The 24,418-nt window shown below is 45.3% G+C and carries 15 protein-coding genes and 5 pseudogenes; 4 read left to right on the forward strand and 16 right to left on the reverse strand.

Annotated features, from left to right (window positions below; genetic code table 11):
• Positions 1–299: 299 nt before the first annotated feature.
• From DTOX_RS02105 to DTOX_RS02170, 14 genes and pseudogenes are all read right to left on the reverse strand, one after another.
• Positions 300–5,489, reverse strand: a complete 5,190-nt coding sequence (locus DTOX_RS02105; RefSeq protein WP_015756080.1) for an S-layer homology domain-containing protein — start codon at positions 5,487–5,489, stop codon at positions 300–302.
• Between the two features lie 201 nt (positions 5,490–5,690).
• A complete protein-coding gene (locus DTOX_RS02110; protein WP_015756081.1) occupies positions 5,691–6,626 on the reverse strand; it encodes a helix-turn-helix domain-containing protein in 936 nt (311 codons plus the stop codon).
• Between the two features lie 127 nt (positions 6,627–6,753).
• Positions 6,754–7,284 (reverse strand): hypothetical protein, encoded by a 531-nt coding sequence (locus DTOX_RS02115; RefSeq protein WP_157862825.1) that lies wholly within the window; start codon positions 7,282–7,284, stop codon positions 6,754–6,756.
• 110 nt (positions 7,285–7,394) lie between these two features.
• Entirely contained in the window at positions 7,395–7,598 is a 204-nt protein-coding gene (locus DTOX_RS02120; protein ID WP_015756083.1) for a DUF8193 domain-containing protein, read from the reverse strand.
• A gap of 75 nt (positions 7,599–7,673) precedes the next feature.
• Positions 7,674–8,201, reverse strand: coding sequence for a DUF6550 family protein (locus tag DTOX_RS02125; RefSeq protein WP_015756084.1), 528 nt, complete (start codon positions 8,199–8,201; stop codon positions 7,674–7,676).
• A 91-nt stretch (positions 8,202–8,292) separates the two neighbouring features.
• On the reverse strand, positions 8,293–8,508 hold the full coding sequence (locus DTOX_RS24010; RefSeq protein ID WP_242652518.1) for a hypothetical protein: 216 nt from the start codon (positions 8,506–8,508) through the stop codon (positions 8,293–8,295).
• A 136-nt stretch (positions 8,509–8,644) separates the two neighbouring features.
• Positions 8,645–8,998 (reverse strand): annotated as a pseudogene (locus DTOX_RS02135) (secretion protein F); the annotation flags it as partial.
• A 5-nt stretch (positions 8,999–9,003) separates the two neighbouring features.
• Positions 9,004–9,348, reverse strand: a pseudogene (locus tag DTOX_RS23720) (type II secretion system F family protein); the annotation flags it as partial.
• Positions 9,340–10,078, reverse strand: a pseudogene (locus tag DTOX_RS23580) (ATPase, T2SS/T4P/T4SS family); the annotation flags it as partial. The pseudogenes DTOX_RS23580 and DTOX_RS23720, both read right to left, overlap by 9 nt.
• A gap of 163 nt (positions 10,079–10,241) precedes the next feature.
• Positions 10,242–10,517 (reverse strand): annotated as a pseudogene (locus tag DTOX_RS02150) (hypothetical protein); the annotation flags it as partial.
• A gap of 209 nt (positions 10,518–10,726) precedes the next feature.
• Positions 10,727–11,581: pseudogene (locus DTOX_RS02155) on the reverse strand (DNA adenine methylase).
• The gene (locus DTOX_RS25060; RefSeq protein ID WP_015756085.1) at positions 11,578–12,228 is read right to left on the reverse strand and encodes a hypothetical protein; all 651 of its coding nucleotides are present in this window, start codon (positions 12,226–12,228) and stop codon (positions 11,578–11,580) included. Before DTOX_RS25060 ends, DTOX_RS02155 begins: the two are co-directional and overlap by 4 nt.
• A 122-nt stretch (positions 12,229–12,350) precedes the next feature.
• Positions 12,351–12,527, reverse strand: coding sequence for a hypothetical protein (locus tag DTOX_RS22775; RefSeq protein WP_015756086.1), 177 nt, complete (start codon positions 12,525–12,527; stop codon positions 12,351–12,353).
• Between the two features lie 402 nt (positions 12,528–12,929).
• Positions 12,930–14,369, reverse strand: a complete 1,440-nt coding sequence (locus tag DTOX_RS02170; protein WP_174260358.1) for a helix-turn-helix transcriptional regulator — start codon at positions 14,367–14,369, stop codon at positions 12,930–12,932.
• 457 nt (positions 14,370–14,826) lie between these two features.
• On the opposite strand from DTOX_RS02170, the gene DTOX_RS21210 reads away from it, so the two are divergent.
• A complete protein-coding gene (locus tag DTOX_RS21210; RefSeq protein WP_015756088.1) occupies positions 14,827–18,507 on the forward strand; it encodes an S-layer homology domain-containing protein in 3,681 nt (1,226 codons plus the stop codon).
• 170 nt (positions 18,508–18,677) lie between these two features.
• On the opposite strand, the gene DTOX_RS02180 is transcribed toward DTOX_RS21210, so the two are convergent.
• A complete protein-coding gene (locus tag DTOX_RS02180) occupies positions 18,678–19,235 on the reverse strand; it encodes a flavin reductase family protein (RefSeq protein WP_015756089.1) in 558 nt (185 codons plus the stop codon).
• 414 nt (positions 19,236–19,649) lie between these two features.
• On the reverse strand, positions 19,650–20,036 hold the full coding sequence (locus tag DTOX_RS02185) for a winged helix-turn-helix transcriptional regulator (RefSeq protein WP_015756090.1): 387 nt from the start codon (positions 20,034–20,036) through the stop codon (positions 19,650–19,652).
• A gap of 246 nt (positions 20,037–20,282) precedes the next feature.
• On the opposite strand from DTOX_RS02185, the gene DTOX_RS21215 reads away from it, so the two are divergent.
• The 3 genes from DTOX_RS21215 to DTOX_RS02200 all read left to right on the forward strand — a co-directional run bounded on the left by DTOX_RS21215 (position 20,283) and on the right by DTOX_RS02200 (position 24,374).
• Positions 20,283–22,349, forward strand: a complete 2,067-nt coding sequence (locus DTOX_RS21215; protein WP_015756091.1) for an adenylyltransferase/cytidyltransferase family protein — start codon at positions 20,283–20,285, stop codon at positions 22,347–22,349.
• Positions 22,350–22,519: 170 nt separating this feature from the next.
• A complete protein-coding gene (locus DTOX_RS02195) occupies positions 22,520–23,065 on the forward strand; it encodes a sigma-70 family RNA polymerase sigma factor (protein ID WP_015756092.1) in 546 nt (181 codons plus the stop codon).
• Positions 23,058–24,374, forward strand: a complete 1,317-nt coding sequence (locus DTOX_RS02200) for a hypothetical protein (RefSeq protein ID WP_015756093.1) — start codon at positions 23,058–23,060, stop codon at positions 24,372–24,374. The genes DTOX_RS02195 and DTOX_RS02200 overlap by 8 nt, the downstream gene beginning before the upstream one ends.
• Positions 24,375–24,418: the final 44 nt, after the last annotated feature.

Below are 24,418 nucleotides of genomic sequence, written 5' to 3' on the forward strand. Positions count from 1 at the left end.
TAAAAAAGTGATCCGCCTTTATGTCCTCCAGCGTGAAGTGGCCCGCCCGAAAGCCTCCGCCCACAGGTTCGCCATCTCTATAAATCCTGCAAACTGAATAGCGAAGGACAGTTCCGTCTGCGGGGACATACCGCCCGATGTCCTCATCACTTAAAGGGTCGAATTTATCCAGATATTCTTCTAAAGACTCATTTTGTCAAGGTAGCAAAAGAAGAAAACCAAAAAAAGATTTACGCCACCGACCAAAGATATGGCAGGTGGCGTAAATCTTTAAGATAATTTGCTATTTATTGTTCAGGTTACTTCCCCAACAGGTTATACAGCACCTGCGCCATCTGCGCGCGGGTCGAACCGCCTATCGGATCGAGCTTACCGCCGCTGCCGGAAACTGTGCCAGATTTAATTAACATAATCATGGCATCACGCGCCCAAGTTGCCACATCGCCGCTATCGGTGAAGTCGGCAAGGGTCTTGCCATTATCTGTGGTGGGCAGCTTGTTCAGAAACTTGATGACGTTGTACAATAGCGTAAACATCTCCTGCCGGGTAATTGCTTTTCCCGGAGCGAATTTGTTATCGCCTACGCCATTGGAAATACCCCTATCCTTGGCCGCTGCGAGATAGCCGGTGTAGTAGGTGCTGCCAGCATCGCTAAAGTTGTCGGAGGGGTTTACAATTGGCTCGATGCCGTAGGCTCTCAGCAGCATAGTGATAAACTGTTCGCGTGTCAGTGTTGCGTTGGGGCTGAATGTCGTTGCCGATGTGCCGTTGGTGATACCTTTCTCTGCACAGAAGCTGACCGCCGCATAGAACCAATCGGCTTCCTTCGCATCGGTAAAGGGATTGACCCACGTAGGCTTCGCTGTGTCTTGCCCCACCACATAGAGAGAGAGATGGTCAAGGTTAAAGCTGACCACGCCGTTTTTGAAAGTGCAGTCAAGTTTCTCCAACTCGCCCCCGTCGTTCAAATACCATACGGCTACAGGCTGCGGGCCGGTATAGGGCATAGAAACGGCGAGCGTCCCATCAAAGGTACTAATCTTCTTCGTGCCGGAGGTGATGTTGATGTCCAGCACAATATCGCCGCTCTTGACCGATTTCTTTTGTTCGTCGGTGAGAGAGCTGGTTGCCGCCTGTTTCAATTCAATGGCCAGATTGCTGCCGGAAGCCTGCTGCGCAACCGAGACTGTTGCATCCTCGTCAAGGGTGATGGTGCCGACAGGCAGCTTGACAGTCGTGTCAAGACCCGCTTTTGCAAAGGTTGCCAGCACATCCTTGGGAATGGACGCCGCCGTGATGCCGCTTACCTTGGAGAGGTCGAGTACCGCTTCGTTGCTCTTGCTCTTTTCGATGATTTCGTTGACCTTGACCATGGGCAGCGAGAGGGAGGCCGTGCCATTTGAGGCGGTGTAGTTCACAGAAACCGTGCCACCTGCCGCAGGGATGGTCGGTGTGGTCGGAATACTGCTGCCGCCACCGCCGGAGCCACCGCCTGATTTATATTCAAAAATCACCTTTACCGTCACATTTGAGGCGGGCATATTGAATTTGTTGCCGGTAATTGTAACACCGCCGTCGATGACCTGCCATTCCTTGAACCGATAGCCGTTATTCGCATTGGCAGTCAGAGTAATTTGTGTTCCCTGTGATGCAGAGCTAATATTAGCGTTTGCCGTACCGTTGCCGTCAGTCTGGACGGTGATGGTATAGGTAGTAGGTGCTTGTTCCAGCGTGAAGTTGACGGTATAAGTCTTAGTAGTTGTTTTATCCTCAGCGGTTACCTTCACGGCTGCACTGCCGGGCAGGGATATCGCTTGTGTTATACTTGCGACAGCCTTTGTATTATAAACGTCTGCGCTTACTGTCGCAGCTTGGCTGCCGGGCAGGGTGTCATATGGCAGTTCCACACTATATGCGAAAACATTCGGATCAAAACCGCTTACTGTGCTACCTCCTACTTTCAAATCGCTCAAACCGGCATCATCGGAAAGTATATAATTGTTTACGATGTTAACAGTAAGCTTGGCAGAATCGCCTTTGTCAAAGTCTATCATAAATTCTGCCGTATTTCCTTCGGAAAAACCCTGTTCCTCAAGATAGCTGCTCTTGATGGTTAGCGCACTTTCGGTAACGATATATGCAGCAGGTGTTGTCAAAGACGTTGTCCCATATACCACATCCGTAATCGTAGAAGCGCTGTTCCATATGATGGCGGTACTTACATCGCCGGGGCTGTTCAGGTCATAACTCGCACTTGCCGGGCTGATGGCTGCATTTACTACGCTGTACTCCCATTGTGCATACACAGTAATCGGCCCGGTGACATCGGTATTCGCCGTAAATGCAGTTCCGCTTCCGTTGACCTGCGTGTTCCAGCCGTTGAAGGTATATCCGCTCCTCCCAGGTGCGGTTGGCAGGATACCCGCCTTGCCGCCTGTGATGACTGCTTTTGTATTGGGGCTTGCCTCGGTGTCGCCGCCGTTTTTGTCAAAGGTGACAAGAGAGGTGGCCTTTACCTCAAATGCGCCGGGCATTGCCTTGACAGCACTTGTGCCTTTTCCCGGTATGGTAAATACATTATAATCAAGGTCCGTGCTGGCTTTTTCACTCTCGTCGGTCACGGGCGTGCTCTCAATCAGCAGGGGCGTGACGGCAACAATTTTGCCTTCTGCCGTAACCGATGCGCCACACTTGACGTCGCCGTCGTCGGGATCCATCCAAGTTGCCGCCAGTATGCCGACTCCGCCGCTATTTGACGAGCTGACATTCCCGCCCACACGGATTTCGGCGCCAACAAAGGACACCGCCACGGCATTCTCCCTCGTCACAGAGATATTGCCGAGCACCACCACGCTAGCTTTATTACTCCGGGCGTTGATAGCATAATCCGGCGCTGTGACGTTGCCCCAAGTCTCAACATAACCATTGCTTACGCTGATGCCTTCTCTGCCGCCCGTCACCGTTACGCTGCCTCTTACGGTAAGTTCAGCCTCCGCGTCCAAAAGCGCAGCGCGGCTATTTTCGCCGGATATTGTGAGGTCGCCAAATATACGTACGACTTGGGTTGAGGTACCGCCGTCGAAGGACGCCACATATGCGCCGCAGGCGGATTTGCCCGAAACCGTCACGTCTTTGTCCACGATGACAGCGCTGCCGCTGTTTAAGCACTCTATGCCATAGGCATCCTCGCCCTCCGCCCGGACGCTGCCTTTTACGCCGACAAAGCTGTCATCGGCAGCGTAGATCGCGGTGCCGCCAACCGTGGAGGTCACAGTGACAGCTTCTTCTGTCACTGCGTCATAACCATCGAATCCGCTGTCATTTGCCGCGTAGATGCCGTATTCAATTCCCGGCCCGGCGACAATGTTCAGTAAGCCCAAACCGTCAATTGAGCTATCCTCAATTGTCAGTTGGTCTTGATTTAAGCAAATCGCGGCGATCTGCGGATTGTTGGACATGGCATTCACATTCGATTCGGCATTCGCTCCGGGCTGCACTGTCAGCGTGTACCCGTTTAAGTCGAGCGTCACGCTGCACATACCATCCGGTGCAATGGGATTTGGATAGGTAATGTCATCCGCCAGCTTCAAGGTGTGCTGATTCCATTCACCGGAATCCACCTTGTCCAGCGCGGTCTTGAGCGCATCTGCATCACCCACCTCATGCTCGGTCACCGGGTCGGATATGCCATCGCCTGTGAGGTTGAGCGTCACGGGGAGCGCGTGGGTGTAGGTTGGCTCTCCATCAGGCTCCGCCGGGTTATCTATAACTGTGCAACTGTACTGCCAGCCGTTCATGTCGGAGGTAAGTCCGTCGCTAATGGAGTAGGTTTTGCCCGTCTCTCCCTCAAGCTCCACAAAGCCCTTGTCATCGTTCTTGTTGACAACCCACTGATACGCGTCACCGGTTTTGTCAATTTCGAGAGTGATGCCGCTGTCATATCCTACCTCATATTCCGTATCCATGCCCGAAATTGTCGCCTTGTATTCGATGTCCGGCGGGGAATTAGGCCCCTGAAGCGAGCCCTGCTTCACCTCACCCAAGTATTTATTGACGATGAAGGCGTTTGAGGGATCGAACCAGTTATCGCGGGCGCTACCGGCATACGTGTCGGAAATGAACCGGGCCGCAGAAAACTTCCACCATCCATAAACCTCTCCATTGTTCCCTACATGGTTGTTGGATTCCCAGTTGATCCAGCCGTCGCGGCAATTCCGAGAGACATAGTGGTTGCACAAAAAGGCTAATTCCGCAGGTCTATTCCCAACATTATTAAAGTTGCCTTTGTCCGCGTCAAAAAAGATATTATACAAAGATTGCTGCCCGCCGTAATTTTCCCGAAGTATTTGATACTCGGCAGGGGTCGGCTGGTTGGTGTACACCTCCCAGCCCCCGCTCCATGCAGTGCGCCGGGCAGTTTTGTCATTCGTCAAGCTCATGAGGTAATCCACGGAGGTATACCGCTCTGCACTTTGCGAAAAGTCCGCCCAAGCGGCTTCATCCCCCCAGGCATTCTTGGTCACATATGCGACTTTGATGTCGGGGGAGAACGCACACAGGTCAATCCCCTGCTTGATGTCACGGGCGATGCGCAGGTTGGGGTGCCGGTAAACGCTGATGGTATTGTCAGGATTGACGACGGAGGTGCGTTTGACCATCTTATCCATCAGCTCGGCATCGTCCTTCAAGTCCTTCATTCGACTCTCAGCTTGGTACTTTGCGAGCCTGGCCGACGGAGTGTCTCCTTGATTGTTATCGATAATCGACTGACAGGCAAGCTGGCTCATGGCTGAGAACAATGTGTATATCGACAGCTGCTTGTTGCGGAAGTCCTCCCGCATTACATAACCTTGATGCTCCCAGATATTCACGTATCGGTCATAGAGGTCAATGGCACCGAAGATATTGCAAGAACCGCCCTCCACTGCTTTTACGATCCTTAGCTGATTTCCGAGGTTTATGGTAGCGTTTTTCAGCGAATTGCCGCCGACCATGTAGTTCGGATCCTCCCCTTTAAATATTTTTTCAAAAAGGATTTTTAACATGGCGGGATCGGTTATTTTTTGCGCACTGCTAAGCTCATTGTAAACGCTGATGTAGTTGTTGATGGAATCCCCGTAGCCGTTCAAGAAATTTCGAAGCTCCTGTCTGTCAAGCTTTTTGGACATCTCTGCGATATCATTTTTAAGACCCTGAATTTGAACCTTGATTGCCTCAAGGGCTTGCAAGACCTGATCCGTTTGTGTCCCGAAAATCTTGCCCATAGCCTGGTTCATGGGGTAGCCGGCGATACTGCTTACCACGCCGCCAGCCAGCTTCTCGCCTGCCCACACGGCAAGTCCATTCCCTGCGCCCAGGATCATGGGGGCATCCGACTGCAAGGTGCTTTCCTCTATATCCTCGGCGGCAAATGCCGGGGATGCCAAAGGTACCAGCAACACTAGTGCCAACAGCAGCGAGAGTGCCTTTCTTAAAATATTTCGCTTCATAATTCTTCCTCCTCATAATTCTTCCTTCTCAATTTGGGATAAGTATTCTAATGAGCCTACAAATCGGTCGATACAATTTTACTATTTTTGAGGGAAAGGGGTTAATGCGTTCGTGATCGTATTTCCTGCGTTTTGAATCATTTCCCAAGCAAAAAAAAGGCCTCCGAAACCGTTTGGTGGGAGGTCTATCTCATGGACTTACTATTTTTGCATCATCCTTGCCCGATACTCGGACGGTGTCATGCCCAATTCCTGTTTTAGTTTTTTCGCTAGATTCCCATTGTAATTCACACCGCATTCATCGAAAACCTGAGCAATGGACAGGTTGTTGTCGCACAGCATTTCCTTGAGCTTTTGAAGCTTAACACCCTGATAATACTGGTGGGGCGTCGTGCCGGTGTGCTGCTTGAACAGGCGGGTATAATGTGGCTTGCTAATGTGGACGATACTTGAAAGCGCATCCGCATCAAAGTCCTCTTTCCAGTGATCATCCATGTATTCCTTGCCCTGTATCACTTCTTCCCGGCCCTGATAGTATCGAGAAGGGATAAAAATGCCCACAACATATGCGATTTGATGATTTTCATCATAGATGGGAAAAGAGGTCATATTGACAAATATGCTTTCTGAGGGCAATTCTGCATTGCCGCCATACTTTGAGACGGCCTCTCGAATCGGCATTTTGACATCGTAGATATGAGCGACCTCTCCCCGATAGGCTCGCTCGACAAAATCCTTGATGCCCCATTTTTCAAGGTTCGGCTCATAGCGCGTATTAAATATTCTTAAATCCTCCGGCGGATCGGACAATTTTATATGCCTAAAAAAGGCAGCGTTTGCAAATAACATTGCACCCTCCGGATCGCATATTTGTACCGGATAAGGAAAATGCTTGAACATTTCCACAAACAAATCCTTGTTTTCAGTCAGTGATGGTGGCGACCCGAAGGACTCTTCTGTTTTTCCTGTGGATTTTTTATATCTTTTATCTTTGGGTTTTGCGACATCTTTGGGGATTAGCCAGAAGCCGCCCTTTTTTACTGCACCCGGAATGCGGCCGGCTGTCAAATGGTGGCTGATTGACCGCCTAGAAAGACCCCATTTTTCTGCCGCTTCATTGACTGTGATATATTTCATACTTCCACCTGCTTCTTAGAATTTTACAGGTTAATTATACTTCCAAGCGTGGAAAAGTGCAAGAGCAATCGCTGATGTGAACTCTCAATGGAAGTAGTCCTCAAAGGTGCTGATTATTCTTGGTTAATTAGAAAAAATCATAGTCATCCAGCTTTCCTGCTAACTCGGCGGCTTCTTCTACGTCAAAACAGTTTTCGAATTCCAGAATGGCTTTATACTTGCCCAGCTCCCGGATTACACCATGCTCTTTCATAGCGCGTGCCAGCTCGTTAATCTCGTCGAAGGAAGAGATTGCATCGCAGAGCATATCTATCGTAGTTTTCTCAACGATGGCACAAACGTCGCCCATTTCAAGATCACGGTATGAGCCGACACCCAGTTGTTCGGCTACAGCTTTCAGCTCGTCCTCATGGACAGGGCAGTTTACCCATATTCCATCTTCTTCGTCCAGATCCAGCTCATCGCTGTTCGCAATGAGCTTAACCTGAATGTATGGCTCATCATCACCCAAAAGCACAGCCCGGTCCGACATGGATATCCCGTCATATACCACGCTTTCCGACAGCAGTCGGTATGCGGCGTTGATGGCATCGGCAATGGCGGCATTAGGTTTCTCTGCAATTTCCTGCTCCAAGCAGGAGCGCGTTTGTGTCGACATACGCTGTATCAGCTCTCCCAAGCAGTTCAGTTCCCTGATCGACCTATTCTGTATGGTCAAGCGCAAAACCACGGGATTTCTTTATTAGTCAACTTTTCTCCCTCCTATATTCAGGTATCAATGGTTTCCACTCCTACATCCCCAAAATAGTCCAGATGTACACCTTCATCACCGGTGTTCCAATAATCTGTGCTTGTACCGTCACCCATCCCGCCGCCTCCATCCACATTCCCATCCCCGATAGCAAAGGCAGTCATTGGCAGAAACATCGTTATCAGCAGGGTAATTAGCAATATGCTGAGTATTCGTTTCATAAAATTCCTCCTTCAACGCAAAAAAGCACAGCATTTCTGCTGTGCTTCACCTTATTATTTTCTTAGACTGTCAGTTCATATTCCCAATCTTATTTCCGTTTTCGTATATATCCTCGGCTGTCGTACCCACATTTGGCCTTTATCATTCTTATCTCCGGCTTTTGGAGTAGAGGGAGAAGAGCTATTCTCTGGCTTCGTTACCTTATCGTGTTCAACTGGTTTTACTGTGTCAAACTTTTCTCCGTCCGGATTCTTGCCCGGGTCGGTCTTTTGGCTTCCGGACGGCTCCGGTGGTTTGGTTACATCCGGCTGTAAGTTCTGCACCGGCTGGTCAGTTTGATCCGCAGGCTTATCCGTAGGAGCCGGGATCGGCTCGTCAAGCTGGATGACCAGCTCTTTGTCGTTTGTTTTTTCTGCTGTTTCTTCCATATTATTGATATCCGGAGTGACCTCGGCTTTGACCAAGGTTGCCGGAGTGTTTTCGCCGCCTGTTGGCGTTTCTGTCTGAAAGCGGGAGGAGATCGCAAAAATCAGCCCCACACAGATGACGCAAAGCCCGGCGATAAGAAGATTTCGTTTGGTTTTATCGTTCATATTCATCATAGAATTTGCCTCCTTTTCAGTTTTTTTACCTCTTTACAGTTCCACACCCTACCACAGGTTTTTTCAGAAGTCTACCGAATCTGTGAAAAAGTTAAAATACAGACATATATCTTGCCTTCACCTTGAGATTTATCCGTATCGGCGGCAGTATTTTACCCGTAAAGGATACCGGAACCTCCAAGTGGATGGTTGCGTCGGCAATAAACCTTTGGGCATTGGCCGGGTCGGAGGGCGCCAGAGGCGCGTTCCGGACATTGACCGACAAACTATAGAGCCTGAATTCCATAGCCTCACCCGCGTATTTCACATGGTACCCGCCGCTTCTTTGCAGGCCCAGCGCCCTGTCCAGGTGAGCAAAGTGTCAACGTAGCTGACACTTTGCTCACCTGAGCCGCCTACCGGTTGGTAGCCTGCGGCGTAGCCTTCCCGCACTCCGTGGTAAACATCACCGGAGCCAGCAGAGGGAGCAGGAGCAGGCAGGGAATGACACCAAGGAGGATGGCTCCCGCCTTGACGATGGCGTATGCCGCATAGACCTCCGGGGTCATGCTGATGCCCGCGGCCTTGAGGACATTTTCCATTCGGCTCTTTTTATACTCATCCATGGGGATGTGCCTGGAGAGCCTGACCGCAAAGGACATGAGACATGCCTCGGTGGTGTTGGCGGACTTTTTATTTCTTTTTGCGTAACTCAGCATAGCCTTGGCCGTCCCCATGGTGGGCAGCTTCAGCACATCTGCCAGAATAAAAAACAGCCCTGTGGCAAACAGGGCCGCAAAGAGTAATAGTGTTGTCATATCGGCTACCTCCTGTATTCGATGGGCTTGGTCAGCCGGATCACGAAGGCGGTGCTGATGAAGATCGCCGCCGCGCAGACCGCCAGGACAAACTGTTCGATTGCGGTGTGCATCAAGGTTTCATACCAGCTCCTGTTGAGGAAATACATAATGGGAATGTTTCCGATCACAAGAATGACCATGATGATGAATTCCTTGCGCGGCTCAAAGACCATGTATTCCAGCTCGGCATTCACAATGCGCATGTCACTGAGCTTTGAAACGATGGGCGTCAGGGTGGTCTTAAGGTTGCGGTCATACCGGCAGGCGGCAATGGCGTCGCACCATTCCCGGAACACCTCGTTTTCGAGAAACCGTTTCTGCAGGCCCGGCGAGATGCCTTGCACCAGTCCGTGCCGTCCGTCGATGATAAACCGGGCGTCCTCTATGCGGTTTTCCATGATGGTATACTGGAACAGCGGACGGAAATTCCGGCTGCCGTCAGGCAGGATTTCGCATTCCATGATCTCCATCACGCGCCGCTGCTTGCAGAACACGATAATGGGATAGGCTTCGGTCACATACCCCATAAGGGTTTCGTCCGACATGTCCACCGCCCGTTTGCAGAGAGATACCATCCTGCGGTAGGTGGCTTCGCAACTGTTAGAGTGGATAGTGGTCAGCACCGTGATTCCGGTACGGGCGGCTTCCTGCGCTGCGCATCTCGCCCACAACGATAATGTCCGGATTGAACCGGAGGCACATATCCAGCAGGACGATCTGGTCGATGCGCTGCCGCTCGTTTTCACTGTCGCGGGTCAGGGTATGGATGACGCTGTTGATGATTTTTCCGTCCTTCTCCCGTACCAGCGCCAGCTCACGGGAGCCGTTTTCGATGGTAAAAATCCTTTTACTGTCCGGGATGGTGGTCAGAAGCCAGCCTGCCAGGGCGGTCTTGCCGGAGCTGGTGGCTCCGGCTACACAGATGGAAATGCCGTAGCGAAGGCACTCCGCGAGAAAGTCCAGCATCCCCGCTGTAGCCGTGCCGCCCCGTATAAAGTCCTCTTTTTTCAGGTTTTGCGGATTGACAATTCGGATGGAGCCGCAATGGAACAAGGGGTCAACGATTGCCCTGCCGTTATCCACGTATCCGGCAGTGTTGCCGTAATAGAGGATACGCTGGTTTTTGATACTGATACTGCTCATAGAGATGCCTCCTTTCAATGGGCTTTCTTCTCCGGTTTAGCCGGAGCGGTCTGTTTTTTTACATGTCCATTTTCATGCCGCCCTGCTCCTGTTCCTTTTGATGGGCCTCAATGGTTTCCAGCGACGGGTGGATCACCACGCCCCGTTTCATTTCGAACACGCAGCAATCGTCGCTGTCGCAGATCATCACCCTGTGCTGGTAGTCCTTCTGCATTTCGATGTAGTCTTTGACTTCCTGCATGCTGCATAATCCTACGCCGGCAGAATACTTGCCATCGGGCAGGAAGCTGTACCCGCTGTATTCCGGCTCATGCTCCCGCAGGTCGAGGGCGCCGCACTTTGAACCCGCACAGCCAACGGCGCAGGTGAGTTTTACCCTATCACCGGCAGCCAGCTCCATCTCCCGCAGGAGCTGTGGGGGGATGATGAGCCGTCCCTTTCTGTCTACGGTGCTTTGAAATTCAATGATTTTCATAAAACATTTCCTCCTTGCCGCCCCGTGATGGGGGCGTGTTTTAATTTCGCACGGCTATATAAAGCCGTTTATTCCAGGTTGCAATAATCCAGGTCAAAAAGGCCCATCTGCATGGGCATATCCCGCATGCGTTGCGAGGTGTCATAGTTGGAGATAAACACTTTCGGGAATTCACAGCCGTTGTCATACCGCTGTGCCAGGTTGTTGATGCGGCTGACGGCTTCAATGTTGTAACCGGCGTAAAGCTCACGGATGTACCCGCAGTCGTTGTAGCTCACCAGCCATTTGCCCTGGCAGCCGCACATGGTTCTCCTTGCCGAACTCCACCGCGTAGTGGTCTTCCGTTTCAAAGTACGGGGGGATCGCAGTAAAAAAAGGCATTGCTCCTGTCATACTGCCGGATCAATGCCTTAAAGTCCTTGTTTTCGATTACCGTATCCTTGAGCCTGCGGCTTCCTTGCCATATCAGGTGGAAGGTCTTGCGGATGTCAAAGGGCTGGCAGCCGTAGCTGTAGCGGATGATCTTGAAGAAGGCGGCGGCCCGTTTGACATCGTTCATGGCGGCGTTTTCAGTTAAGAAGGGCTTTGATTTCTTCATATTGGGGCGGGAGCAGATTGTTCTGCGCCAGCTCCAGTTCTTCCCGCAGGTATTCGTTGCTGAATTCATCCCTGCCGTTTAAAGGAAAGAAATTTAGTTCCTTCAGTAGCGCCATGGGGCGCTCCTTGACGCAGCGAAACAGGTTGGCGAGGTCGGAGTTGAAGTCGTTATACACCTCCATGGGCGTGTCGGGCGGCTTTCCGAACAGCACCCAGCCTCCGCCGCCGAATACCTCGATGTACCGCCCGAACTCCTTGGGCATCCGCTGATAAATGAGAGGGCGCAAGGCTTTTTTTCCGCCGACCCAACTGATAATGCTGTTCAATCCGTCCTCACCTCCCCGGCCTGCCGATCCTGTCCATATCGGTCCGCAGGCAGCTTCCAGCAGATAAAGCCAACACGGGGATACGGACAGCCTTTGCAGCGTGTTGTGTCTTTCGGGGGCGGGACGGTATATCGTTTTCCTGGCGGTGCGTGAGCGTCGCCGTTTTCTTGTTTCTGTTGTGATTTTTTGCCTTTATCCATCGATGCGGCCTCCTTTCCGGCAACAAAAAGGCGCCTCCTTATATAAAGAAAGCGCCTCAATATGCCTCCCATTTGTTGAGATTGTTGTGTCTGGATGAATTCATCCACCACCTGCATTAATTCTTTTGCACTCTTTGAATCACTGGCTGCCAGTCTGTCAGCCATATCTTCATAACCATATGGGCAGGCTTGTTCTATTGCCTGGCAGAGCGTATTGATGTCAACGAGGCTATCGCTGCCGGCCAGCTTTTCGACAATGGCTTCACCAACCTCATTTAATCCTGTGAGTTTGACAGACAAATCCTTTGTGTCCGCAACAGCTACTTTGCCCGGAGGCAGCCGGACTCCAATACTTCCGAGATGATCAGGCATATCATAAATGTTTAGGGGGAAATCCACTGCCAGGCTGTTCCCTTGATGCCGAATAAAAGCATAAACAGTTTTCATCTTACATACCTCCCATCTTCATACCCGATTCCTGCGTCAATTCTGCCTGCTGCTCTGCTTTCAATACTGCTTCGGCAGAGGGTTCGGCTTTTTCAATTTGTTCCTTAATTTTTTTAGCCCATCTATCTGCTTAATTGTAAGGTCTGTTCTCTCATCCAAGCTGTAGCTGGCCGCACGGTAAATATCCAGCAGATGTTCCTCTTGTTAAACAATCGATGCTCGTCATTTATTTCTCCTGCTGTTATTACTTGTGAAGCAACTCTACGTGCAATCTCGTCAAAAAATCTGTTGCTGTCCATTTTTAAATCTCCTTTACTAAAAAATATAGGCCGTATCTCAAAATTTGAAATACAGCCCTCAGGTTGTCGATAAAAATATATCGTCGGGATGAATTTATATAAAGAAATAAAAAAACGCCCTCCGGTTTTTTGTTTATAACCATAGGGCGCTATTTTCTATTAGTTTTGTTTGTACGAGTGTTCAGATCTCTCCAGATTGTCGAAAAGAGCTGATTTCATCCTTAAATTTGAAGTTAAAAAACGGGGTATTTACCCCGAGAGAGTCTTATGTCATGCGGTTTTGACCGCATGGCATTTTTTTTGACCTAACATGATGGTGGAGGCGGGGGGAGTCGAACCCACCGTGATACTATCGTCAGTGTCCGAACGGTCAAAAACGGAACTATCAAAACGAGGGTAGTATTATTTTTCATCCCGGTTACTGACAAGTTGAGCCAGCAGTTCCTTTCGATTGGAAACCCCGGCTTTTCTGAGTAAATTTCTTACGTGAAATTTGACGGTGTGGCGAGAGATATTCAAATGAGCTGCGATTTCCGGGTCGGTCCAGCCCTTACAGATGAATTCGTACACTCTTTTCTCACTGGCTGTGAAATTATACCAAAATTCCGGGTAATGGGTAACTGTTTGGTTTTCTTCCCCTTTGTTTGTTGCCGTTGGTTCGTGAAAAGAATCATAAACTCCATCATGCTTGGGTAGTGAAACCGACAGATGTTGGAGCAGTTGTACTAGCAAAGGGTTAATCAAAAACAAAAGACAGGCTCCTATCACAGACATTACAGGGCTTTCCAACGGGTTTGTCAAAACGCCTGTGTCTATGGCTATTCCGGGGGCAGTTATAAAAAAAAGGGATAGTCCCAGGCCAAAGCCAAAGGACCTCTGGGTGCCGAGAAATAGAGATAATTTTCGCAGTGTAAGCCAAAAAAATAAGTCCAATGCTCCAAGGCCCGCAGCCAGAATGATTAACGTTAAGGCAAGCACCACCGATTTGTCAAGACCAATTAACGATGTTGCCAGTCCTATCCCAAGTGCACTTAGGCTGATAGTCCCCAGCCAGTATAAAGAATGCTTTTGGGCGTTTAAAGACAGGCCTAAAACTGCAGCGGCATATATAAAGGAACCTATCCCCATTATATCCGGCCATTTCAAGTGGAAAAGTGGCAGCACAGCCCTGTACCAGAGGCCTCCGGAAAAAAAAGCTGCGGCTACCAAGAACGCTATTCCGAGAAAGGTAGTTAATCCGGCCTTTATATCTTTTTGTTCATTCTGAACATTTTGAAGTTTTACTGAAGGTTGTTTCCGGGTAATGTAAAAAGCACTTATGAGGGGGGCCAGTCCGGAAAGTGCTGAAGCAGTTATAAATGCTGTTTTAGGGATGTTATGAGCGAATCCAATCAGACCGAGCAAAACATTGGTGAGAGCCATAGCCACACCGAGAGTCAGCTCGGGAGCTATATTGCTGCCGGTAAAGACGCAGGCCCAAGCCAAGACCAGGTAGGCAGAGCTAAAGCCTAAAATAATGCAAATTATATATTTAATAGAACCGCTTTGTGGAAGAATCGTATATGCAATCGTCAGAACCAAAACACTAACTCCGGCCAGTTTTATAAAAGTTTTATTTTGGAGCATGGTTATAGATAATGAACCGATTGTAAAAAGTCCCAAACCATGGCTTGCAGTAAAAAGGTGTCCTAAAACGTAAAAATTAGGACCGGCTACTCCTTGTAGGAAAAAGCCATGCATCGGGTAGCTTAGTATCCATGTAAACAACAAGGTTAGGGATATGGAATCGCCCGCCCATCCGCCAAGTTTTAACATTGCCCTGCTTTCCGATATCTTTTTCATAATTAATAATTTCTTTATTCAAAGACAGTTTCCTGCTAAAAGAATAAATATTATCTTACACTGCCCCAAAGGGTAGGTTGCAGGGGGAGTTATGGATAATTTTTTTGCACAGTTAAAAACTGCATTAAGGGGTAGTAGTTAGTTTCTTTTTGAGAGGATAAAATGAGTGATATCCCTTAATGCCTAATAGATCTGTTTCTGAAAGAGGTGTTTTAGTATAAGTAGATTAACAGGGATTTTTATTATTCTTCTGACAGAGCTATATTAGGACTGGTAACAATTCTGGTCCATCGAATAGTAAAACAATCTTATTTTTCTAACCATGGGATTAATGAATTAGATTTTACAGGTCTGTCCTGTATTAGTAATAAACAATAATTTAACAAAGGAGGATAGAACACACCGGAGTAAGGATTTACCGTTATGCAAAATTGTAAAAAGGGAGGCCAAAGGAATAGTGCATAACAATAGACTATTTATTGTCGTACTAATCATATATATGCTTCTAATCTTTACGGGTTACGCAGTAGCTGCCGAATTTTCCGATATATCCGGCCATTGGGCCCAAGGACAAATTAATAAATGGGCCGAAAAAGGCTTGGTCAGTGGTTACCAGGACGGAACATTCAAACCTAACAACCAAATCAGCCGAGCTGAATTTGTAGCCATGATCAACCGTGCCTTTGCCATTGACAAGGGCAATACCACCGCCGATTTTACCGATGTTAAACCCGGTAAATGGTATTACGAAGAGGTGATTTCAGCCAAAACAGCAGGATATATCGGCGGCTATGTCGACGGCACATTCAAGCCTGACCAAACCATCACCCGTCAAGAGGTAGCCAGTATATTAGTCAGACTGCTAAAAATTAACCCGTCTATCGAAGGACTGGCCAAATTCGGCGATGCCGGCCAGATTCAGGAATGGGCCAGGGGCAGCGTTGGCGCAGCTGCCAAGGCCGGTTTAATGAGGGGCATGCCCGACAACACCTTTAAACCGATACGGAGCATCACCCGGGCCGAAGCCGTGGTTTCCCTGCACAACGCTTTGGCATACGCATCGGGCGAACCAAAAACCGTGGAGGAACCAAAAACCGTAGTGGGAACTACGTTGGAAGGTACAGTAACCCTTGACGGCAGTGCTTTAGATAAAGTAGTGGTGCGGATTTTTGCCGCCGACAGCCATAAAGTACTAAAAGAAGTTCAAACTGATAATCAGGGTTACTTCAAAGCCGAATTAAAAGCCGGTTATTACGACATAACTGCTACCACCGACAGTGCGGTTGCTTATAAAGCCGACGTTAATATCGTTGAAAACAAGATTGCGGAAATTAACCTAAACCTTGAAGACGCGGCTATCGTAAAAGGTATCTTGAAAGACAACAATGGCCGGGCAGTAAAAAATGCCACTATCTTATTCACCACTAACCCAACCTTCATTACCTCCACCAACATAAATGGTGAATATACCATAGCGGTTATGGCTGACAGGACCTACACTGTCCGTGCTTATGAACAAATCCATAACGATAAGGAACCCAGCGTTGTGACCAGCAGTCAGCATGTCGGTTCCGCCGGTACCCAGAATATTGGTACTCTTAAGGCTCCCTTCACCCTGGCCTACACCGGTGGCAGCAGTGGTGGTGGTAGTAGTTCCAATACCCAAATTATATCAATAAATACCATTGACAACTTATCTATAATCAACGGGTCAACCGGCCAAAAAACTATTACCACCAGCCCCACAGACGTTACGATTAAGGCTTTCAGCAGCAGCGAACAAGTAGCCGGTGTAACCGTTTTGAGCAAAACAATGACAATTAGTGCTAATGAGGCCGGCAATGCAACAATTACCGTGACTGCTGAAAAGTCCGGTTATGAAAGTACAACCCGAACTTTCACGGTTAATGTAATAGAGAAAGATAAATCAATACCGCTGGACAATCCGGTAATAATTCCGGAAGATGCAAAGAAACTGGAATTTACAAATGGCGTTCAATTGGACTTTTCCGTGATTACCATTCCCGCTGAAAACACGTTGACCGTTACAGAACTAAGCGACAGTGATTATGAGGTACCCTCTGTTCAGGAAGGTCAGGTATTTAAAACCGCCGGGAAAGTTGTCAAAATAGAGCTTCAGGGCAATGTAGACCTCAATAAAGGTGTAAATTTGGTACTGCCATTTGAAGGTGACCCTGGCGCTGACCTGGCAATTTTCTACTTTGACAACGGCGAATGGAAATATATGGATTCGATTGTGGATGTATCTAATAAAGTTATTCAAACCACTGTTTATCATTTTTCCAATTGGGCACCGTTTAAAGCTTCGCAGGTTGCTAAACCGGAAGCGAGCACCGCATCCGGGGAAATAGAAAAGGGCACAAATGTTAGTTTAACAACAACTTCAGAAGGTGCAACCATCTACTACACAACTGATGGGACTGTTCCGACAATTAGAAGCAGCAAATATACCGGACCGATTGGCATAAACAGTAACCTGACCATTAAAGCCATTGCTGTAAAAAGTAATATGAGGAACAGTGATGAGGCGACATTCGAGTACACCGTTACTGAAGTCCCCGTAACCGGTATAGATGTCAGTTTGGTAAAGATGGACTTAACAGTAGAAAAAACTCTTGAGATAGACGCAACAGTGATTCCTGAAAACGCAACAAATAAAAATGTAGCTTGGACTTCAAGCAATGAAGAAGTAGCAACTGTAAGTAGCAGCGGTTTAGTAACAGGAGTGGGTGTAGGCGTCGCAACTATCACAGCAACTACGAAAGATGGTGGATTTGCGGCAACCTGCGAGGTCACCGTAACGGCGGCATCTCCCCAAACTCCTGTGGAATTGGAAATCATCTGTTCCTCTGAGAGAGAAATATGGGTATCGGTTTGGAATGTATCTGGCAATGAACATGAGCCGCTACTTAAACTGGATAGAGAAAATTTTTTGCTGTCTGATGCTAATGGAAATGAAGTGGAATTCAAGTTTAACGATCCGGAAGTTCGAGACCCTGATATTCCTGAACATGAATACTTGCTAAGCCCTACTGAAGGTGAATTTACAGGAACTAATAAATTAACATTTACCAAAGCAGGCTATCAGTCCGGCAGCAAGTTATTCACTATAGTTTCTGGAGATGAAGGTCCGTTTACGCCAGGTGAAGGAGGAATACTTCCCGCCTTTGACCCTTTCACACCCCAACAAAATACCATTGGCTGTTTGTATTCAGTCAAAAGCCAGCGGGAAAACAGGTGGCTTGGCGGGACGGAACCCGTAGTGGAACTAAGATTCTCACCGGCGTCTCAGAATGATGCCGAGAGCTATACTCTGCAGTATTCTACGAACGGCACAAACTGGCAAAACTATCAAGTATATTCTGAGGATTTAAAAAGCTCGGCAACCCAGGACAATTTCAGCCTTTCTAATCCCGGCGGGTCCTATTACTACCGTCTTTTGGTAAATGGCGGGCCTAAAAATGGCTATACATCAAACGCTGTAGCTGCACCGTTATCCAATATCAACACATATTTCAGCGGGTGGTCCCTGGATGAAAGCGTGTATATTAGCGGGACTATGGCGCCCTGGATCGGCAGGGGCCTGGAGGCAGCTTTTACTGTTAAAAGTCTCGAGGAACAGTCAGTGGTGGACGAAGTATATTTAAGCTGCCAGTGGTACAGAGTAAATCCGGCTACTTACGAAATGGAACTTATCGACGGAGCGACAAGCTTAACCTATATTACAAACGAATCGGACGCAGGCTATAAATTGCTTATCCAGGCAACGGGAGATGGGATAAATATAGGTGGTTTTGAGCAGGTAATGTCCGGTTTTAAAAATGTATTGCCCAACAAAGCCTTTGCCTCAGATGTAACTGACAGCGGATTTACGCTCAATCTCTATAAAAGCGTGGACAATCTGACAAGCGATGTTTTAATTCTTCGGAATTCCAATGATGATCTCGTTCCCATTATTTCTGTAACGCCGGTGGGAAGCAGTAAAGCAAAATTCACCATCAATGCAGATATTCCGGCAACCAATGGGCCGTACCGTTTGGAAAACAAATCAGATTTCTGGCTGCTTATGGAAGAGAAGGAGCAAGGATACATGCATGAGGGGTTAACCATTGAGTAATAACAACAAGTAATATAATGAAACTTGGTATGTTAGCAGGAATAGCAATTTTCCTAAACAATCTGTTTAAAAGATAGGCCAAAGCTACAATTCTGCTCGTAAGAATTTGGAAAGAGAAAAAATGTTCTTTCCAAATTCTTACCGGGTCTATCCCTGATAAGATATGTATTTTACAATTTTTTGTATTCCACACCTTCTTTGAACAAATTCCCCACAGCCTGACCTAAATCAAAGTAACTGGTGCCCATCATAATCATCGGATTGATTTTTAGCGGATCGGGCTTGTTGCCCGTCAAGCATTGCTTATTTAGGTATGTAGAAACTATCTCCCCAAAGAACACTTCAAAGCCGTAAATAGGAACTATTTGAATGATCTTGCAGAGAAAATTCAATGGACATTCGCTAATCATGGGAGCTTTTTTAAGTTCATCATAAAACGAAGTAAACACAATTGACTTGTCTGTTGTTTTTCCCGATACTATACCGCAATAATCTGTTATTTGAACCATATCTGCCGAGGGTACATTGATACTAAAATATCCATTTTCCTTAACCCCAATAGTTGTATAATGAGTGCTTTTTAATGAGACGTAAAACACTGGTTCCAGACACACCATACCAAATGCCCCAACGGTGGCATAGTTAGGCTTGCCATTTACATCGGCTCCGACAAGGACAGTTGGAGCAGGACTTACCATAGGATAATTTTTGATTTTTAATTTTTCCACATTAAAACCTCCCAAGTTTAATTTTGCTTAGAAGCCAGTACTAAAAATATAATGGAAATCCCATAAAAAGAATAGACTTTTTCTTTTTTGCGAGTTAAACTATTGTTATAGTATGCCCCAAAGCCTATATGCCATTTTTTAATTTTCATGGGCATCCATATAATTCGAGAAATATTATGTTAAAAAACCGATTATCCTTATCGTAGGAAAATCGGTTTTTTTAATCTATAAATGTCTTAACGTGGGTTCTTCAGCGTTTTACTGTGACAGATCCTTGTCGCGCATGGCGTTAAGGCCTGAATCTGAAGTTGAGCGGATAAAAGATATAGCTAACTCAACAATTCGACAACAAACACATTAACCTTTTCTAAAGATAGAAATGGCTATCAATAACCGTTCACTTTGCCATATTCATTACTGCACATTATTTTCCTTATCGTATACTTGTTCTAAATACTTAGCCCCAAAACCGTGCATCATTTCCAAAATGGGGATTATTTCCTTTCCAACCTCTGTTAATCCGTATTCCACTTTAGGAGGAACAACAGCGTAAACCTTCCTAAATATAAGATTATCCTCTTCTAAGCTTCTTAACTGCTGTGTGAGCATTTTTTGAGTAACATGAGGCAATCTTTTTTTAATGTCATTAAATCTCAGTGTATTGTAGCTTAAATACCACAGGATTAATATTTTCCATTTGCCGGAAACTATTTTTTGCACCAAAACCATTGGACATTTATCATACTTAACACATTTTTCCTTCATGTGACATTCCTCATGCCTTTTCTCTTTGTCAATCATTTTTCCACCCCAATATTTTTAAGTATCTTTTGGGTTACTATAATACAAAAAAGTACCTAGTTGCCAAAAAGATATTTTGTGTTTAATATTATAACACAGAATACGGAGGTAATTGATAAAGTAATTACAGAGATGAATTAGGTAGGGAACTAGCTTAGTTAGAGACCTTATTACTTTGGGTTTGTAGAAATTCACCAAAAATGCATTAAAACCTTTATAAAGACTATTGAGATAGGAGAGGTTGATATGAATCATTTTTACTATTATGAGTTGTGTGAAATTTTGAGTTTTGTTGCCGCAGGTAAACTTGCCGTTCTTAACAGTATCGAAGAAGAATCAGAAAATTATATTCAATTTTTTCGAAAAAACCATATTGATGTTATCAACAATGAGAACAATCAAATTCAGGAAAAAGATTTGTTCTTCATATATACTATATACAGTGAAAATGGGGTTAACAAAATTATTGATTCCGGTTGTGAGTTTATACTCCCAATCATGGAATACTCTGGTCAATTACCTATGCAATCTTTAAAAGAAAGAGTTGCAAAATTACAAGGTCATTTTCAAAACAGAACAGGGAAATTGATCCTTTTATCAGATCAAAAAACCTGTGATTTATTTGAGGAACTAAATTTTATCCCTGATTTTTTTATAAATACATCGGGTTTTATTGAGAGCAATACTGAACGGGTAAACCCAAAACCCGGTGTACCGAGAAATGCATTTTTCCTTATTTATACCTCAGTTGAACTAGGTCAGCTTTTTGAAAAATTAAAATATTACCAAGCATTTTATTTTGCTAATGATGAAAAAGTTCATTTGCCGACAGTTTATCTGATCAATAAGATCGGCAAGCTTAAACGTGATAAAAACGTGAAAGTATATTATTTTAACCCACCTGTTCTTGCTGCGGTAAAACACCCATCCGAGAATGAGAAGATGATTATGGATGCATTTTCTAAGTGTACTTTATATGAGTTTATTGGCATGCTAATTGAAGGTAAGTTTCATGATTCTTTAGTTAATCATAAGTTAGAATATTTTACTAAAGATTACATGAAAGAGATATTGCATATACCGAGATTGATTCAGATAAATCAACTAAAGTCTTTGGAGGATTATGAAAGTCAATATGTGAATATTAAAGGCGGAAAAAGGTTCACTACAGACGCTCCCGATCAATATAAAAACATCATTCATTGCTTTGGCTCCAGCCAGACTTATAGTTTCGGTGTGGAGGATAAGTATACGTTTTCTTCCTGCCTGCAAAGGCGGGTAAACAAAAATTATCCGGATACATATCTGGTCCTTAACTATGGAGTTGTTGGATATTTTGCCTGTCATATGCTCAAAGCCATGGATAATGCTCAGATTAATGAGGGAGACATAATCATTTTTTATACGGCTATTGACTCTGAATATTTTTTTGATTTTGCTGTTGCTGCCGATATTACTACCTATAATTTTCAGCCTATGTTTCAAAGACCACATAATATGGGTGATGTGTTTATTGACACAACCCATATCAATCATTATGGCCTTGAAAAACTGACAGAAAAAGCTTTTAAGGTAATGTTCACATACAAAGATATTTTAAATGATTTTAGTGAAATCAGAACAAGTAAATTGAATGAGCCGCTCAACCAAATCACCAGCAATCCTGAGTTTGCAAATTATTTATCCTATCTGGCAGAAGAAAAAATTGTTGATTTCAACCAAAAGAAGATTGGCTCAGTAGTCATGAACTGCAATCCTTTTACCTTGGGACATCAATACTTGATACAATTTGCTTCGGAGTCGGTGGATTATCTTTATATTTTTCTTGTAGAGGAAGATAGATCGGTGTTCTCATTTGAAGATAGATATAATATGGTAAAAGCGGGAATAAGCAAATTTGATAATGTTAAACTACTCAGAAGCGGTAATTTCATTATTTCCAGTATCACTTTTCCGGAATACTTCACCAAAGAAACTAATAAGGATGTAATCATTGATCCATCATTGGACTTGGATATTTTCGGTAATTGCATTGCAAAAGCACTCAATATATCAGTACGATTTGCAGGTGAAGAACCATTTGACCCAATAACAAAGCAGTACAACCGTTTCATGGAGAATTTACTAAAGAAATACGATATTAAATTCGTAGAAATAAAACGCAAGGAATATTTAGATAGTCCCATCAGTGCTTCGAGAGTAAGAAAGCTATTAAAAGAAGGAAACTTAGAGGAAATGAAGAAAATAGTACCTAAGACAACCTATGATTATTTGCTCAATTGTTGGAAGGGTTTAGATTCTTGTCACCGTTAAAATTCATAGGATAGCACAAAGGATGATTATTAAAGATAGCCTGCCAATGTGGCAGGCTATCTTTAATAAGGGGGAGAGCCTCTTGATATAAGGCGGCACCACTTTTTATCAAAAAGTTTAAGAGAAATTATAGATAGAGAACGTAGTATTCTATGAAAGGAGATGAAAAAATGAACTTTTCAGAGAGTGAACTTATATCTGAAATAAAGAAGCGAAACTTGAACGCTTATGAATCCTTAATCAAAGAGTACACCAAGCCCGTTTATTATTTAACCTATAACATTTTAAACATCGGCAACAGTAAAGAGGACATCGAAGAGTGCGTAGCCGACGTCTTTTTGGAGGTTTGGCTAAAAATCAATGGATTTGACAGCGAGAGAAGCAATTTCAAAACCTGGGTTTTAATTATCACAAAATATAAAGCTCTTACATATAAGCGCAAACTTAAAAAAAATCATGTTGAAAACATTGATGATTACCAGCTTGAGGAGTCCGATACCGTTGAAAGACAGATCATCGATAGAGAAACACAGAAAAAACTGCTGGAAATAATCAATAGCTTTAATAAAACGGACAAGGAACTTTTTATCCGCAGGTATTTTTACAACGAGAAAATTAGCGATATTATGCAATCTTTGGGGTTGAGCCGTTCGGCGCTGGACAACAGGCTCTTAAGAGGCAGAAAAATAATCAAGGAGGTTTTATCCTATGACTGAAAAGCAAATTCAGACGCTAATGCAAAATCTTGATAATGATTTGCTGGCCAAGGAACTGGATGATTTAACGAACGGCTTGGAAATCGATTTGGACTCTATTACCAAAAAAGCATTCACTAAACTGAATAAGAGGAGGTTAAAAATGAAAAGAAAAAGAATATATCCCCTTGTGGCAGCGTCTTTAATTGCGGTTATCGGTATATCCAACGCCTATGCCGCGGAGATTTCGGATTTTGTCGGATCTTTCTTCAATCAAAGAGCAATCTATTCAACTGTTGTAGACGGAAGCGCCTACTATCTGGAATCCCCCTTGCAATTGGATAAAGAAAGCAAACTGGAAAATGTTATTTTTACAAAGGACAAGTTGGAGATGAGTTTAACTCTTACTTTAACAGAGGATAAACCTCCTGAAATATCAGTTGCTACAGCAAACGGCAAAATTTATAAACCGGGTGGTTACGGTTACGACAATAATCGGCTGCAACTCAGCTTTTGGAATGAAGCGGGGCATAATTACGTATTCTCGCCAACGAAAGAATTGAAATTGAATATTGGAGAAAAAAGTTATAGTATTCATTTAGCGGAAGGTGCACCTGTAGTTGGCAGCGGTGAAATTAAACCTGCTGAACAAACGGATATTGGGTGGATAAATGTTGGTTATAAGAAAATCGATCAGGGTGTGCAGATTTTAACTAGTTTTACCGACAAAGATTTGAAACTGGTAGGTATTGGTGAACCGGTTCAAAAAACTGTGACACGAATGTTTAAAAATGAAAAGGGTATCATAACCAGCGGAACTTCCTCAATGACCAAGCCCCTCCTTGGTTATGATAAAGATAAAAATATTTATACCTACAACCGGGCTAAAAATGCCGTCGGCAGGCCCGTCATTCAATTTGAATCCCAAGCTCCTGCCGATAAAGAAATTGAACTGAAAATACCAGGTCTGCTTGTTGGTTATGAAAAGGATTTCGGTAATTTTGATGTGGCAATTCCAGGGTTGAACGAAGAAAAAAGAATTGACCGGGAAATCGACTTGAAATTGCAAAAAATCATTTTGCAAAGTATTAAAAGAACCTCCGCAACAACAGCCGAGTTAAAATTTGCGTTGAACACGGGAGACACTGCAAAGGTTGCCGTTCAAGAGGTCAGCCTTTACAGTAAGGATGTGCAAAGCGGAGACAGCGTTTGGCAAGGCGACATTTGTACAATGCGTATCAGTTTTGCTGAAAAATTAAAAAATGCTGAGTTTAACGTGAGCTGGCCGCGCTTTGTGGTAAACGGTGATTGGACTCTGAGAATTAAATAATGGTTTATGGCAGAAGCCGGTTGCATTTTACAGCCGGCTTCTTG

The sequence above is a fragment of the Desulfofarcimen acetoxidans DSM 771 genome, from assembly GCF_000024205.1.
GTDB classification, from domain to species: domain Bacteria; phylum Bacillota; class Desulfotomaculia; order Desulfotomaculales; family Desulfofarciminaceae; genus Desulfofarcimen; species Desulfofarcimen acetoxidans.